Source organism: Tumidithrix helvetica PCC 7403 (assembly GCF_965232925.1).
GTDB lineage: Bacteria > Cyanobacteriota > Cyanobacteriia > Pseudanabaenales > Pseudanabaenaceae > Tumidithrix > Tumidithrix helvetica.
In genome coordinates, this window is the sequence record NZ_CBDDRA010000008.1 from 45,803 (window position 1) to 61,489 (window position 15,687).

Genomic DNA, 15,687 nt, shown 5'->3' on the forward strand with positions numbered 1-15,687 from the left:
CAACTTTCGATCGTTAACTTTAAGTAATCATGGCTAATCAACAAACGATCGCGGCTCCTTTTAGCTTGTCTGGAATAGGCTTGCATACAGGTGAAACAACCTCTGTGAGGGTATTGCCATCGCCACCCAACACCGGTCGTTACTTTGTCCATGGTGGTCACTCAATTCCAGCCCAGGTGTCTACCGTTTCGCCAACCCAGCTTTCTACAGAGCTTAAAAACGAATCGGGTGAATCTGTTAGAACCGTAGAGCACCTGTTGGCAGCGTTGTTTGGCATGGGAATTGATAATGCTCGGATTGAATTAGATCGTCCCGAAGTCCCGATTTTAGATGGCTCTGCCTTGCCTTGGGTGGAGGCGATCGCCAAAGTTGGTGTTGAGTCTCAAACTGTCTCCTCACCGATCTCCAAATCACTCAGCCAAACTATCTCGGTCCAGCATGGGGATGGTTTTGTTGTTGCTCTACCAGCCAATAGCTTGCGCTTTACCTATGGCATTGAGTTTGATACCGAAGCGATCGGCAAACAATGGTTTAGCTGGGCTCCTAGTACAACCAATTTTTTTGCCGAATTTGCCCGAGAAATTGCCCCCGCCCGCACGTTTACTTTGGCGCAATATATTGAGCCGATGCGTGCCGCAGGGCTGATCAAAGGCGGTACTCTAGACAATGCCATCGTCTGCGATCGCGATCGTTGGCTCAATCCACCATTACGATTTCAAGATGAACCCTGTCGCCATAAACTTTTAGACTTAATAGGAGATCTAAGTTTGTTAGGGTTTCTGCCCCAAGCCCATATCTTGGCTTTTAAGGCAAGTCATACACTGCATACCCAGTTTGCCCAAGCGATTTGGACTGCCTGTAAGTAGTAGTACCTAAATTACAGAATTCTTGCAAGTAGCTATTGATCGTTAACAGACAATCGAGTTTACTGATTAACGAGTTTTCTTTAACATTGGTTTCATCATAAAAAAATAATGCCCACCCTGACTGAAGTTCAACCTATTACCACTAAGCCCACAGAAATTCTGATTGAGGAGATTCAGAAGCTCCTGCCTCATCGTTATCCTTTTTTATTGGTCGATCGCATTATTGATTATGTCCCAGGACACTCCGCCATAGGGATCAAAAATGTCACAATTAATGAGCATTTTTTTCAAGGACATTTTCCTAATCGCCCGATTATGCCAGGCGTACTAATTGTAGAAGCAATGGCTCAGGTGGGTGGTATTATTTTGACCCAGATGCCAGGCGCTGAAGGTAAGTTATCACTGTTTGCTGGTATCGACAAGGTCAGGTTTCGCCGCCCCGTTGTCCCTGGCGATCAACTGATCATGACTGCTGAGTTGCTAGTGATTAAACGTAAGCGTTTTGGTAAGATGCAGGCGAGAGCCGAAGTGAACGGTCAACTAGTATCTGAAGGAGAGCTAATGTTTTCTATAGTTGATACCTAGTGAGTTTGTGATGCTTCTAGTAATATCAAGTGAGCTTAATCTTCTATGACCGTGTCTCATGTGCCTTCTCCTCAATTGATTCACCCTACCGCCGTTGTGCATCCCAACGCTGAGTTGCACCCTACTGTGCGCGTGGGGCCCTATGCTGTCATTGGCGAACAAGTCAAAATTGGTGCCCATACTGTTGTGGGTGCTCACGCCATCATTGAAGGTTGTACTGAAATCGGTGCGCGCAATCAGATTTTCCCCGGTGCTGCGATCGGCCTAGAGTCGCAAGACCTCAAGTATGAAGGCGCGATCAGTGCAGTCAAAATTGGGGATGACAATCGTATTCGCGAATATGTCACGATCAACCGCGCCACGGGTGAAAATGAAGTCACTTTCATCGGCAACTCCAATCTGTTAATGGCTTATGTCCATGTCGCGCACAATTGCGTGATTAGCGATCATGTTGTGATTACCAACGCAGTAGCTTTGGCTGGGCATGTTGTGATTGAGCCCCAAGCGAGAATTGGTGGTATCGTCGGCATTCACCAGTTTACGCATATCGGCCGCCTAGCAATGGTTGGGGGTATGAGTCGGATTGAGCGCGATGTCCCACCCTATATGGTAGTTGAGGGCAATCCTTCAAGGGTAAGAGCAATTAATCGTGTGGGGCTAGAAAGAGCAGGATTTGACGAGTCTACGCAACAGCTATTAAAAACTGCATTTCGCACCCTGTATCACCAAGATTTGACGCTGCCAGAGGCTTTAGAGAAGCTAGCAACCATCTCTGACAATTCCCATATTCAACATTTGCGAAAATTTTTGCAAGAATCGCTCTCTGACGATCAGCGACGGGGACCCATACCGGGCAAAAAATAGTAATTGTTAATCAATTTCAATTTTGATGAACAACTGCGTGCGCGAGCGCATGAAGCGATCGCTTATAATATGGGTCAAATAGCTAAGACACCTTTGGGGGTAGCTGATGCTCATAGATCTCAAACATCTACCTACCAGTGACGAATTACTCGGTTCGGATGATACCCCTGTGGATAACGAAGACCAGAATTTTGTACCCAATGTTCTGCTATTTTTGCTGGAATATATCTGGAAGCGTCGCGATGACTGGTTCTTTGCTGTGGATATGGGTGTTTACCATACAACAGGCTTAAATCCCAAAGTGCCCATTGTGCCAGATGGTTTCTTAAGTTTGGGTGTAGAGCGACGCAAGGGCGGTGGATCGCGCAAGAGCTATGTAGTATGGGAAGAACAGGATATAGCGCCCATATTCACGCTAGAGGTGGTATCGCAAACACCTGGGGGTGAGTATGACGAGAAATTGGCGATTTATAGCAAGCTAGGTGTACGTTACTACGTAATTTACAATCCAAAATTCTGGCAGAGAGATGGACATCTCCCTTTGGAAGTTTATAAATTAGTCGAAGGTAATTACCAGTTGCAGTTGGGCGAACCTTTTTGGATGGCAGAGATCGGCTTAGGAATTGGACGCTGTGTATTACCATCCGATCGCTTGCAGCGTGAAGTTTTAAGCTGGTTTGATGAATGTGGCGATCGCTATCTCACCACCGAGGAACAGATCGATATAGAGCGACAGCGCGCAAATGCTGCACAACAAAGAGCTGATGCAGAAAGTCACCAAGTAAATATAGAACGACAACGGGCTGATGAGGCGCAAAGGCAAGTTGATTTATTGTTGGCGCGGTTGCGCTCGCTTGGTGTTTCTCATGAAGAATAGGGTCTAGATAAAAACTGCACCGTTAGGCTAGGTCGTAGGCTGTGTTAATTGGCAAAGTGGGATGAAAAAGCTATTTGTTTTCTGTCTATTTTTTATTGGTTTATTCTGGGCTTTAGCCAGCTATGGTGGGCTGGCAACCCAAGGCAAATATGATTCGTTGATTCTAGATTTTCGCGAAGAAGTCAGCCAAGCAGAAATCGATCGCACGCTTCAAGCGATCGCAACCCAATTTAAGCTAAAACCACAACCAAACAGCATCTTTTCCCAAGCAGATCGTATTTATGTACTTAAGGGAAACGCCGATCTACTCGAACAACTTAAGAAATCAGATCTGAGCAAACTTACCGAATATATCGAGCCGAACTATACCTATTCCCTCGATTTTATTGGCGATGGCAAACCCAACGATCCGCTTTACAGCAAGCAATGGAATCTGCACAGCATCAACGTAGAAACAGCTTGGCAGCAAACGCGGGGCAAAGGGATTACTGTCGCTGTGATCGATACAGGCATTAGCCAAGTGGAAGATCTCAAGGACACCAAGTTTGTCAATGGCTATGACTTTGTCAACGATCGCGAACAGGCTGATGATGACAATGGTCACGGCACCCATGTGGCGGGGACGATCGCCCAAGCAACCAACAACAAGCTTGGTGTGGCAGGGATTGCCTATGAAGCCAACCTCATGCCTTTAAAAGTGCTCTCGTCTTGGGGTGGGGGAACCGTAGCCGATATTGCCGAGGCGATTCGGTTTGCTGCCGATCGCGGCGCAGATGTGATTAATATGAGCTTGGGTGGTGGCGGTGAAAGCAGCTTGATGCAAGAAGCGATTAACTATGCCCATCAGAAGGGGGTAGTGATTGTGGCAGCCGCAGGCAATTCCAGCAATAATGCGGCTGCATATCCAGCCCGCTATCCGCGAGTGATTGGTGTTTCTGCGATCGGACCTAGTGGAACCAAAGCCTCCTACTCTAACTATGGTGCGGGGGTGGATATTGCTGCACCTGGGGGTGTAACGCGCAGCGCAAAAGGCGACGAAGATCCCTCAGGGGGGATTTTACAAAACACGATCGACCCTAAAACGGGCGAGTCGGTATTTCGAGCCTATCAAGGCACGAGCATGGCATCCCCTCATATTGCAGGGGTGGCAGCTTTGGTCAAAGCATCTGGGATAAAACAACCTGACGAAGTGCTGAATATTTTGAAGCAGTCGGCACGTAAAGTTGAGGAGGATGGCTTAAATTATTACGGTGCTGGTCAGATTGATGCAGCAGCAGCCGTGCAACTGGCTACCAAGGGGCAAATCAGCTTTCCTGATTTCTTTCGATGGCTGCGCGATAATGGCTATCTCAATCCTCGCTTTTGGGTTGATGGTGGGGCTGTAGCGCTTCTGCCCAAAACTCTGATGGTGATTGGTTCCTATCTGTTGGCTTGGCTATTGCGCAATTTCTTTCCGTTTCGTTGGAATTGGTCGTTCGCGAATGGTCTGTTCATGGGAAGCATTGGGCTATTCTTTTTGCGCGGTTTTTATGTGTTCGATCTGCCACAATTTCCTTTCCGCATCATAGGCAGCTCATTGCCAGAACTGGGAACCGCTATCCAAACCACCAATGCCCTCAATCCGATTACAGCCAGTGTATTGTTCCCTCTGGCGCTTCTCGTTTTTCTTTTAGGTCATCGGGAATGGAAGTGGTTTGCAATCGGCTCCACAATTGGGGTTTCTGCCTGTTTGGGCGTCCATGCGTTTTTCTCTCCTCATTTAATCTGGTTGGGAGAGGGTTTGCTATCTAGTGGATTTCTGATCGTGAATGCTTTACTCTGTTTTGGTTTGGCTTATTTATCGCTCAAATCAGAGGTGGCAAGGGCATGAAGATTCAAGTTAAGGGCAAAATTCAGTTCCACGAGCTTGGGATGGGGGCTTGGGCTTTGGTCGCAGATTCTGGCGAACAGTACGAACTGATGCAGCCTGCTCCTAGTCAGCTTTTACAGGCAGGGCTAAGTGTGAAAATCACAGGCATTCTGCGTGAAGATATTATGACCATGGCGATGATTGGCACGGTACTGCAAATTGAGTCCTTTGAGATTGCGACCTAATCCAGTTGCGACTTTTTAGCTTCTCTATCGCGTTGGGTAGAACCTATCCCCCGATCGCATGACCTTTCAAATAATCTCAATGGGGGAAGTACCAATCTTGAAAGTTGCCTATTCTAAGATGTATTCACCTTAAAACTTCTTTCCAAGGCGTTTACAACTTCTAGACTTTTAGAGATGGATGGGTAAAGCTATGACGACATTTACAGAAACAGATTCCTGCAATCAAATCCAACTATCCGTGGACAACTTAGCGATCGTGATGGCTCGGGTAATGGAAATGCAAAAGCATCATCAACAAGAAAACCTCCAATTATTTGAACTTCTGATTCGCCAACAGGCTCATATTGAAGAATTACAGAGTCAAGTTCAAGGTTTGAGAGTCGAAAACCAACGTATTATCAGTCATGTTCTTCGGTAGTATATATTTCGGTTATCGGTAAAAGGTTATCGGTTATCTGCATTTATTGGAATTAACATTTGAACTGCCAACTGCCAACCATGCCACAAACTGAAACGCCACAAGTTAGCATCATTATGGGGAGTGATTCTGACTTGCCAACCATGCAGGCTGCGATCGCGATCTGTCAAAAATTTCATGTGCCCTACGAAGTCGCGATTATTTCAGCCCATCGCACGCCAGAGCGCATGGTGGAATTTGCCAAGCGGGCACACGAACGGGGAATTAAGGTAATTATTGCAGGAGCTGGTGGGGCAGCACATTTACCTGGGATGGTGGCAGCCCTCTCACCACTACCCGTAATTGGCGTGCCTGTAACAACGAAGCAACTTAGTGGTGTGGATTCTCTGTATTCGATCGTGCAGATGCCTAAAGGCATACCTGTGGCAACGGTAGCGATCGGCAATGCTGAAAATGCAGGACTTTTGGCAGTGCAAATTTTGGCTACCCAACAGCCCGAACTTTTGGCGCAAGTGTTGTCATATCGGGCGGAGTTGGCGAATACGGTACTAACAAAGCAAGCCCAACTCGATCGCGTTGGTTCCTTGGAATATTTAAAAAATATGTCTAAAGGCTGAGCGATCGCCTTCACGATTGCGAATAAACGTGAAATTAATCTACAAAAAAGTTAAATCATTCCGCGATCGCGCGGGTTTAGAAATTCATTCCGTACCATAGAGTCAACCTCGAAAACTTGTATCAAAATGGGTACTCTGTCCTATGGAACATCTGCAACAGCAAATTTGGGAACTCAGTCAGCAGGTGAGAAACTTGGCACAGATTGTGGAAAACCTACCACAGCAAGTGACCTCAACATTAATTCAACAGGCAGGAGCTGATGCTTCGGGAAAGCCAAGCTTTGCTGCGATCGAACATAAAGATGTGCTAGTCGAAAAAAACCACACGACTTGGTCAAATCATGTCAACGAGCATGAAATCTCTTCAGAATGGCAAGTTCGCAGGCTGACCGCTCAGTTGACGACTGCCTACAATCGCATTGCCGCCCTAGAAGAAGAACTCCTAAGCCGCCGTATCGCCCGCTAACCTTGCATCCAAATCTTTCCTTTACTCTTTAACTGCCTCAACATCCTTAACCGAGAAGCCATGCTTGGTAAGTTCTTTGGTTAGGGCAATAGGGTTTTGGACGCGATCGACAAACATCACGCCATTGAGATGATCCATTTCATGCTGGATCACTCTGGCTAGCAATCCATTTGTAACGAGTTTCTGGGGTCTACCTTCTTCATCGCGATAGACTACCGTAACTTCGTCAGGGCGTTGCACATCTAAAAATACTTCAGGAATACTCAGGCAACCCTCTTCTCCAACCACGATCGCACCACCCATCGACTTAATTTCGGGATTGATCAGCACGAGGGGAGGCTTGGTCTCATCTTTAAGTTCGATATCAATAACGATGACTTGTTTGTTCACCCCCACCTGTGGTGCTGCCAAACCAATACCATCATTGCTATACATGGTTTGCAGCATTTCCACCGCTAACTGACGGATCTCATCATTGATCTTGTTAACCCGTTTAGCGGGTTGCCTTAAGACGCGATCGCCTAGCTTATAGACCTTAAGCGGTGGATTTTTGAGCTTTTGTTTAGGGACTTGAGCGAGAGTAGTGGGCATTACCGACAGCCTATAGCGTGAGTTAGATGAGAGTTAACACATTGACATGAAATAATCGGTACTTTTTTTGCAAACGGGCATCTTGCCCATACTTACAAATATCTGTACTGCTGATTAATTTTTCGATCCTAAATATATTTTGACATGACGCCAAAGAATCTTGGCATAGATTTTTGGGTTAAGCTACGATCTACACCAAGATGCTTAAGGTCGCTGTTTACTTAGCAGCGGGCTTGGGCTTGAGTGATAACAACAACTCAGCTTTACTCGTAGATTTATCGGGTACAGAAACCGTTACCCCAATGCCACGCACAGCACCGATCGCCTCGATAACCACAGGAGGAATCTCGGCTTTGCTCGATTCAGGCATCGACTTGCTCATGATAGCCCAGGATTTTTCCATATCAAGATAGAAATAACCAATGCTCGATGGGGATATGAGCGACGCTGTAACCGTCTTAAACACAGCATCTGCATCTAGAGGGCTTGCAGGTTTTGGTGCGATCGTGCTGGTTAAAGGTGCCGCTGTAATAAAGAATGAATCCTTTTGATGCCACCCATGGGATACAAATGGAGGCGCACCAGGACCGCCCCATTCTGTAACCGATACACCGCCGACATCTTTGGTTGTGACTGCGCCACCATTCGTCTTGACAAAATCATCAAACTTTTTAAGGAGACTTTCTGCTGCGGCTCGATTGGATGTCTGGAGAATCAACACGGGACCAACACCAAACTGAGCCAAAATTCCTTCCGAAGAGGCGATCGCGCCAAGGGCAAATTCTCCATCCATCCAGCCAAAAACATCTTTGTCGAGGTCAATTGCAAACGGTGAGGCTTTACTTTGCTGGCGCCATTGCTCGACAGCTTTTTGGGCTTCAGGAACCTTAGCGGCAGCTTCAAGAAAGCGTTTCCAACTAGAGTTTAGGTCGATACCTGTGACCAAGGCAAAGGTTTGGGAGGGCAACTGAGAGATCACTTTACCTGGAGAGGTTTTATATTCCACCTTGGTGAAATTAGGATCGAGCTTGGCGATCATCTTGACGCGAATTCCTTCACTGTCAACCCCTGCACCCATGTTAAATGAAGTGATTTGCTTGATTTGTTCCAACGACTCTGGCGTTATCGGAGGGGTTTGCGGGTTCATAGCCGCCATTTGCTGTACAGAATTCGCAAAGTCTGGAATGTAGAGTTGAATCAGAGGATTTTTGAGTTCTAAATTGTCAGCACTTAAGGCACTGGACAAAGAAGCTTCACCCTTAAAGGTATCGATCGCTTTTTGCACCGTCTGTACTTGTGGGGAAACAACAAGATAGTCGCCCACAAAGGCCGAACTCGTTTCCTTAGATCCTTCACCAAATTTTGAAATTTGTACGCCCTTGTACTCAGATTGACTAGGCTTGCCACCCGCTTTGGTTTTAACTTTCTCAGCAAATTGTGTGGCACCAGCTTTATCTTTGATCTCTGCAACGATCAACAAATTAGGAACCTCGGTGCTTGCGGTTGCAGGAGGTGTAGGTGCTTGGACGAGCTGAATCGTGCCTGTATCAGAAACTGGCACGTAACGCGGTGTCGTTGAGGGTAGCAGGGCTGAAGGCTTTGCCTTAGGTAAGATAGCGATCACAACACTATTACCTGCCCAGGGTTTGATATCTTTCTCAAAGTCAAACTCTGATGAAGCTAACGCGCTTTGTCTCGCTTGGTTGAGCGTGGCATCAAATTGTTTTTTGACCTCGGGCGGGAGAAACTGATCGAGTTGAGCAAGAGCTACACCATCGGTAGCAATTGTAATTGCCATCAATGCCTGCTTGGGCACTAAATTGGCTGCCCCAGAGATCGGAGTAACCGTACCGCCAGGGGTGGTTACGGATTTATTAAAGTAAAAGTAAGCACCCACACCACCTGCTGCAACCACTGCAGCCCCAATGGCGGGAACAAGAAGATTCGGTTTTCTTTCAGACATAGGTTTGATGTTTACCAAATGGTTGTTATAGAGCTTTAACAGTGTGAGGGGCTGCCTAATAGGTATCTTACCCCTAGCCAGCCCCTCACCCATCATTATGTTTTAATCCGCTCAGATCGCGCTCTAATCAATGTCATCATCGTCAACATCCTCAAAGTCATCTTCTTCGTCTTCCTCGAGTTCGACATCATCATCGACAAGTTCATCGTCATAGGCGCGGGTATCTGGTGGAATTCGCGTATCTAGACGGCTCTCAAGACGAGGAGCGTCGAGTTGGTAAGTCCGTGCGATGTTGTCATCAATAATTACGTCATCAGACGCATCATCGTAGGCGATCGCAGGCTCATGCATGATTTCAGAATCTGCCGAGGTGTTGTCGTAAGCATTGAAGCCCGTACCCGCAGGGATTAAACGTCCAATAATGACGTTCTCTTTCAAGCCCCGCAACCAGTCTGATTTTCCTTCGATCGCAGCTTCAGTTAAGACTCTTGTTGTTTCTTGGAAACTAGCTGCCGAGATAAAGCTATCCGTATTTAAACTGGCTTTGGTAATCCCCATAAGTACGGGTGTGTACTCAGCAGGAACGCCCCCTGTGATTTCCATGGCTTCGTTGATTTGCTCGACTTGATGCAGATCGACCAATTCACCTGGCAGCCGTGTGGTGTCACCACCGTCATCAATACGAACTTTAGAAGTCATCTGTTTCACGACAACCTCAATGTGTTTATCAGAGATATCGACACCTTGAGATTGGTAAACCCTTTGTACTTCCTCAACCAAAAACTCTTGCACCTTTTGCAAGCTTTCTAGAGCTGCTTTTCTGATGCCGTAGATTTCTCTGTAGGTTTGGAAGAAGATATCAAGAATGTCATGGGGGTTGGCAGGCCCATCGGTGATAGGTTCTGCCGCCTTGAGGACTTGACCATCCGAGACTAGTAAACTTTGCCCAGGGCTAATAAAGTAGTCATCATCGACAGTTCCATCTATACCAATCATCCGCACTTCAGGGTTGTCGTCAGAATCATAGGCAACTTGTACAGTCCCAGCAATTTTGGCAAGAACGCACATTTCCTTAGGCTTCCGTGCTTCGAGAAGCTCTTCAATCCGAGGTAAACCTTGAATAATGTCGCCAGTTTTAGCCCGCTCAAATACCAGAAGCGCAAGGTTGTCACCGCGTTGGACGAGATCGGTATCGCTAATTTGTAGCAATGCCCCTGGAGAAACCAGATAAGGACGACCAATCCGCAAAATGACATTCCCTTGATCCACCGCAACGATTTGTCCTGATTCTGGAGCAATCACACCACTACCAAGGGGATCGCTGGAACGCAACAGATCGCCTTCTTTAACCGATGGCTTGGCACAGGGGATCGTGATGCGATCCAGATCGGTTACCACAAGAACGCGGCGGACTTGCTCCATACCCTCACGGATCCCGCGTACTTCTCCAGCACGTTTACAGAGAATTTCAGTGCGAGCAACCACAGAACCTGGTTCGATGCGTTCGCCTTCCGTCACCAAAAGACGGGTGCGCGTCGTTCCCTGCGTGGGGTCAGCAGCCATATCTTGGCGAATCACCAAAGATTCCAAAATCACGAGTTGCAGTCGCAAGCTTTCAGAATCATTTTCATCGGCTATAAATTCAATATCAGCGGCAAGTTGGGGTGCATCTGTATCGACTTCAAGAATTAACTGGGTCTTAAGCAGTTCCAGCCCGTCAATTGACTTGACCCGTTCCCCATCCTTATAGGGCATCCGTTGTACGGGTCTAAGGCGAATCGATCGCCCTTCTTGATTGACAGATTCTTGACTGGGTACATCGGGCTCGTCAGGCACTTGAAACTCTTCTACAGGGCGCAGGAGCAAGGCAGGACCTTCAGGAGTATCGACATATTCGACATAGCGCAACTCAGTAGCCACCAAGTCAGGCATGATTTCTGTGCCAGGATGGGCAAGGGTTTTGTCTTTGCGCATCGCAGTTTGTGGGTCGTCAACCAAGTGCAGATCGCCAGGCTTGATCACAATTTCCCGCAGAATGTCATTTTTCTGGGTAACTTCGACCACGCCAGCACTCTGACAAAGGATATCCTTGACAACTTCTGTGCCTGCTTCAATGTACTGTCCATCTTCTACCATGAGTAGCGTGATGTCTTTGTTGACCTCATGAGCCTCTTCAGGAATCCAAAGCAAGGTGCCACCCTTGGTGACTTCATAGCCCTGCTTGGCTTTGCTACGTTTAGAAACCTCCACGCCTGCATACTTGATAATGCCACCACTCTTGGTGTGGTAGGTACCATCAATCAGTTCGGCAACAACTTGGTTGTTGATTACCTTGGTGCCAGGAGATGCCTTAAGGGAGAATTGCTGACCGCCTTTGGTCTCTAGGATGTAATGCTCGCGTCCTTGGGAACTTTCTGTAATTACCTTGGCTTGATCCAGCACCACAGAGGCAGTAATAATCTCGATTTCTCGATTTTGTAGGACTTCATCTTGATCTTCTTGTTCGCGGTTGCTGCGACTTTCCTCTTGGGTAAAGCGCACCACACCACCATGCTCTGTAATCAGACGAGTTTCAGCCAGTACGCCATCGAGTTCGATGCGATCGCCATTTTTAACGACAGGCTCAGCCCCAGGAGGAAGGTTATAGACTTCTCCGCCCAGCACCCAGATTCTACCGCGTTCACCTCTAGCGATGTAGTTGGTGTTGCCTTGGCGATCTTTTTTCTCTTCAATCGTTAGTTCTGAGAAGAAGACCTCACCAGCAAGGTCGGTATTGAGGGCTTTTGTGGCTTTTTCTGTAGTCTTACGAGAAGTACGACCTGCTGCCGCTACTTCGGCGAGAAGTTGATTTTGGGTGACCTTTTGCCCATCTTTGACTAACAGCGTAGAGCCCTGTGTGATTGCGAAAGATTCTTTTTTGCCATCGGTGTACTCAACAGTAAACTCACCATTAGATTCCACAATGAATGCATCTTCGCCGTGACGCGTGCGCATGGGTCTAGCTTTAAGCTTTTTGTGCCATTTCACACTACCGTCAAAGGGGGCGCGTTGTTGCTGCGCAATTTCGCCTGTAAATACACCACCCGTATGGAAGGTACGCATGGTTAACTGCGTACCAGGCTCACCAATGGACTGTGCCGCGATGATTCCCACAGCTTCACCAATGTCAACTACCTTGGCATGGGCTAGACTCCAACCGTAGCAGGTTTGGCAAACAGAACGGGTAGATTCGCAAGTCAGCGTAGAGCGCACGAGCACTTCTTCAACGCCAGCTTTCGCAACAGCTTTGGATAGTTCGTCAGAGATGGATTGATTGCGTTCTACAATTACCTCTCCCGTCTTGGGATCGATAATATCTTCAGCAGATACGCGCCCAAATAGTCGATCTTCTAGTTTGATTAGGGTGCGATCGCCGTCTTTCATCGCCCGCAAACTAATCCCGCGTGTTGTGCCGCAGTCAACTTCACGAATAATCACATCCTGAGATACGTCCACAAGACGACGGGTGAGATATCCCGAATCGGCTGTACGTAGAGCAGTATCAACAAGTCCTTTACGCGCACCGTAAGACGAAATAATATACTCAGTAACCGTTAAGCCTTCGCGAAAATTTGTCTTAATCGGTAAGTCAATAATTTCCCCTTGAGGATTAGCCATCAGACCGCGCATTCCCACTAACTGACGGACTTGGGAGATATTTCCTCTAGCTCCAGAGAACGCCATCATGTAGACAGAGTTGAGTGGATTATTATTACGGAAGTTCTGAACCACTGCATCTTTGAGCGTTTCATTGGTCTGATTCCAAGTATCAATCACTTTTTGGAATCGTTCAACTTCCGTGATCTCACCACGGGTATAGCGATCCTCAGTTAACTCAATTTCTTCTTCTGCCTCAGCCAACAGTTCTTTTTTGGTAGGAGGAATTTGTAAGTCATCAACACTGATAGAAATGCCTGCTTGGGTAGCATATCGAAATCCCAAGGTTTTGAGCTCGTCAGCCAGATTGGCCGCACTAGAAGTCCCATAGTGGGTAAACGCCCAAGCAATTAACTTTTTTAACTGTCCTTTGTCAACTTGGCGATTGATGAATCTCCGAGGTTTCGTGGCTTCTGCGTTGTTAACGGTTTGATCTGCCATAGTTCTTAGCTGTTCGTTATCAATGGTGTTTATCAATAGTTGACAGTTCTGAATGAAACCTAGAACCTAGAACTACTAGCTCTTGGGTTCTAAATTTCAATTTCTGGAACTGATCTCGTTCGACCTTCTAGACTTTTTAGCTGACAAGCGAGTTATAGATAGCTTGGTTAAAAATGACACGACCTGGCGTGGTTTTGATGTATTGGTAGATGACATTGCCATCGGCATCTTCTCTGACCCTTCGAGAGTTATAGAGCTTGAGCTTAAAGCCAAACTCATCGGTAGTCTCTTCGTTGATTTCTTCATTCTCGCCTTCGCCCTCAAGCACTCCATCAAAGCGTACCCATATGGGCGAATGCAGGGTAAGCTCATGCTCTCCATAGGCCATGACAACATCGTTGAAACTAGCAAAGAAACGTTTTTCGTCCGCTTGCTGCTTGGCATCGACCGTGAGGTAATAACATCCCAAAACCATGTCTTGACTAGGTGCGACGATCGGACGCCCCGTTGCAGGGGAGAGAATGTTGTTTGATGCCAACATCAAGAGCCGCGCTTCCGCCTGTGCTTCTAAAGACAAAGGCACATGCACTGCCATTTGGTCACCGTCAAAGTCAGCGTTAAACGCAGGACATACCAGTGGATGTAATTGGATTGCCCGTCCATCGACTAAAATCGGCTCAAATGCTTGAATCCCCAATCGGTGCAACGTCGGTGCGCGGTTCAGCATCACAGGGTGATCTCGAATGACATCTTGCAAAACATCCCAAATGGCTGGGTCGTTACGCTGGATTAGCTTTTTCGCAGCTTTAATGTTATTTACCAAACCAGCGCGGATCAGGCGATTGATCACAAAGGGTTGGAATAACTCGATCGCCATTTCCTTGGGCAAGCCACATTGGTGGATCTTGAGATTAGGTCCAACCACAATTACCGAACGACCTGAGTAGTCAACCCGTTTACCCAAAAGGTTCTGACGGAAACGCCCCTGTTTGCCCTCAATAATGTCAGATAGCGATTTAAGCGGACGATTATTTGCCCCGACAACCGTGCGACCGCGCCGACCGTTGTCGATTAAGGCATCGACAGCTTCCTGCAACATCCGCTTTTCATTACGGACAATAATTTCAGGGGCAAGAATTTCTTGCAGACGTGCCAGGCGATTGTTGCGGTTGATAACGCGACGATATAAGTCATTCAGGTCACTGGTAGCAAAGCGACCGCCATCTAGTTGTACCATCGGGCGCAGATCGGGTGGAATCACAGGAATGACTTCTAACACCATCCAATCAGGTTTAGAGCCAGTTGCCACAAAGTTATCAACCACGCGCAAACGCTTGATTAACTTGGCACGCTTTTGACCTTTAGAGGTGTCAATTTCTCGGCGCAGATATTCTGCTTGTTTTTCTAGGTTAATTTTTGCCAATAACTGTTGAACGGCTTCGGCACCAATCCCTACTTCTACGCCTTCAATGGGTGGATCTTCAGCGTAGATCTGATCTTCTAGACTTAACCACTGATCTTCAGTAAGTAGCTGTTTGTAGGAAAGATCGTAGGCCGATGCGATCGCTTGACCGACTTCGATAACATCGCCCCTCGAAACGATCGCCTTATGCTTGGGGTGCAGATCGTAGGTCTTGTCCGATCCATCGGTGACACGAATGCGAATCTTGTCGCTTAATACTTCCGTAACTTCACCATCGACTTCCGACTCAATTCCAGGATTTAACACCACATAGGCATTGAAATAGACGATCTGCTCTACATCCCGTAGAGGCATATCTAAAAGCGTCGCCATGTAGCTGGGAATCCCCTTGAGGTACCAGACATGGGTAACTGGAGCAGCTAGTTTGATATAGCCCATACGATGACGGCGCACGCGCGACTCGGTCACCTCAACACCGCAGCGTTCGCAAACAATGCCACGATGGCGTACGCGTTTGTACTTGCCACAGTGACATTCCCAATCTTTGGCAGGACCAAAGATCCGTTCGCAGAATAACCCATCCATTTCAGGCTTGAGCGTACGGTAGTTGATTGTTTCGGGTTTGGTTACCTCACCAACCACCTGCATATTTGGTAGAGTACGTTCTCCCCATTTACGAACACGCTCGGGTGATGCCAAACCAATTTTGACATAATCAAACCGTTGTTCCACTTTCGCCATAAGTAAAACGTCCTTTATAAATAAATCAAAAGATCAGTAGTCAGT

General features: G+C 47.2%; 13 protein-coding genes. 9 read left to right on the forward strand and 4 right to left on the reverse strand.

What is annotated here, in order from left to right; translation table 11 throughout:
• The first annotated feature begins 29 nt into the window (after nucleotides 1-29).
• The 9 genes from lpxC (at nucleotide 30) to ACP2WE_RS09525 (ending at nucleotide 6,787) form a co-directional block, all read left to right on the forward strand.
• Entirely contained in the window at nucleotides 30-866 is an 837-nt protein-coding gene (gene lpxC, locus ACP2WE_RS09485) for a UDP-3-O-acyl-N-acetylglucosamine deacetylase (RefSeq protein WP_425215315.1), read from the forward strand.
• Nucleotides 867-974: 108 nt separating this feature from the next.
• Nucleotides 975-1,451, forward strand: a complete 477-nt coding sequence (fabZ, locus tag ACP2WE_RS09490) for a 3-hydroxyacyl-ACP dehydratase FabZ (protein WP_425215316.1) — start codon at nucleotides 975-977, stop codon at nucleotides 1,449-1,451.
• A 45-nt stretch (nucleotides 1,452-1,496) separates the two neighbouring features.
• Entirely contained in the window at nucleotides 1,497-2,315 is an 819-nt protein-coding gene (gene lpxA / locus ACP2WE_RS09495) for an acyl-ACP--UDP-N-acetylglucosamine O-acyltransferase (protein WP_425215317.1), read from the forward strand.
• Between the two features lie 103 nt (nucleotides 2,316-2,418).
• Nucleotides 2,419-3,192 (forward strand): Uma2 family endonuclease, encoded by a 774-nt coding sequence (locus tag ACP2WE_RS09500; protein WP_425215439.1) that lies wholly within the window; start codon nucleotides 2,419-2,421, stop codon nucleotides 3,190-3,192.
• Nucleotides 3,193-3,253: 61 nt separating this feature from the next.
• The gene (locus ACP2WE_RS09505; RefSeq protein WP_425215318.1) at nucleotides 3,254-5,062 is read left to right on the forward strand and encodes a S8 family peptidase; all 1,809 of its coding nucleotides are present in this window, start codon (nucleotides 3,254-3,256) and stop codon (nucleotides 5,060-5,062) included.
• A complete protein-coding gene (locus ACP2WE_RS09510; RefSeq protein WP_425215319.1) occupies nucleotides 5,059-5,286 on the forward strand; it encodes a hypothetical protein in 228 nt (75 codons plus the stop codon). The genes ACP2WE_RS09505 and ACP2WE_RS09510 overlap by 4 nt, the downstream gene beginning before the upstream one ends.
• Nucleotides 5,287-5,476: 190 nt before the next feature.
• Entirely contained in the window at nucleotides 5,477-5,704 is a 228-nt protein-coding gene (locus ACP2WE_RS09515; protein ID WP_425215320.1) for a hypothetical protein, read from the forward strand.
• 80 nt (nucleotides 5,705-5,784) lie between these two features.
• Nucleotides 5,785-6,321, forward strand: coding sequence for a 5-(carboxyamino)imidazole ribonucleotide mutase (gene purE, locus ACP2WE_RS09520; protein ID WP_425215321.1), 537 nt, complete (start codon nucleotides 5,785-5,787; stop codon nucleotides 6,319-6,321).
• A gap of 142 nt (nucleotides 6,322-6,463) precedes the next feature.
• Nucleotides 6,464-6,787, forward strand: a complete 324-nt coding sequence (locus ACP2WE_RS09525) for a hypothetical protein (protein WP_425215322.1) — start codon at nucleotides 6,464-6,466, stop codon at nucleotides 6,785-6,787.
• 21 nt (nucleotides 6,788-6,808) lie between these two features.
• Here the strand turns inward: ACP2WE_RS09525 and def are convergent, their stop codons facing one another.
• From def to rpoC1, 4 genes are all read right to left on the reverse strand, one after another.
• On the reverse strand, nucleotides 6,809-7,378 hold the full coding sequence (gene def, locus ACP2WE_RS09530; RefSeq protein ID WP_425215323.1) for a peptide deformylase: 570 nt from the start codon (nucleotides 7,376-7,378) through the stop codon (nucleotides 6,809-6,811).
• 217 nt (nucleotides 7,379-7,595) lie between these two features.
• Nucleotides 7,596-9,341 (reverse strand): DUF3352 domain-containing protein, encoded by a 1,746-nt coding sequence (locus tag ACP2WE_RS09535; protein WP_425215324.1) that lies wholly within the window; start codon nucleotides 9,339-9,341, stop codon nucleotides 7,596-7,598.
• A 123-nt stretch (nucleotides 9,342-9,464) separates the two neighbouring features.
• The gene (locus ACP2WE_RS09540; protein WP_425215325.1) at nucleotides 9,465-13,478 is read right to left on the reverse strand and encodes a DNA-directed RNA polymerase subunit beta'; all 4,014 of its coding nucleotides are present in this window, start codon (nucleotides 13,476-13,478) and stop codon (nucleotides 9,465-9,467) included.
• A 136-nt stretch (nucleotides 13,479-13,614) separates the two neighbouring features.
• Complete coding sequence (gene rpoC1, locus ACP2WE_RS09545) at nucleotides 13,615-15,642, reverse strand: DNA-directed RNA polymerase subunit gamma (protein WP_425215326.1); 2,028 nt, start codon at nucleotides 15,640-15,642, stop codon at nucleotides 13,615-13,617.
• Nucleotides 15,643-15,687: the final 45 nt, after the last annotated feature.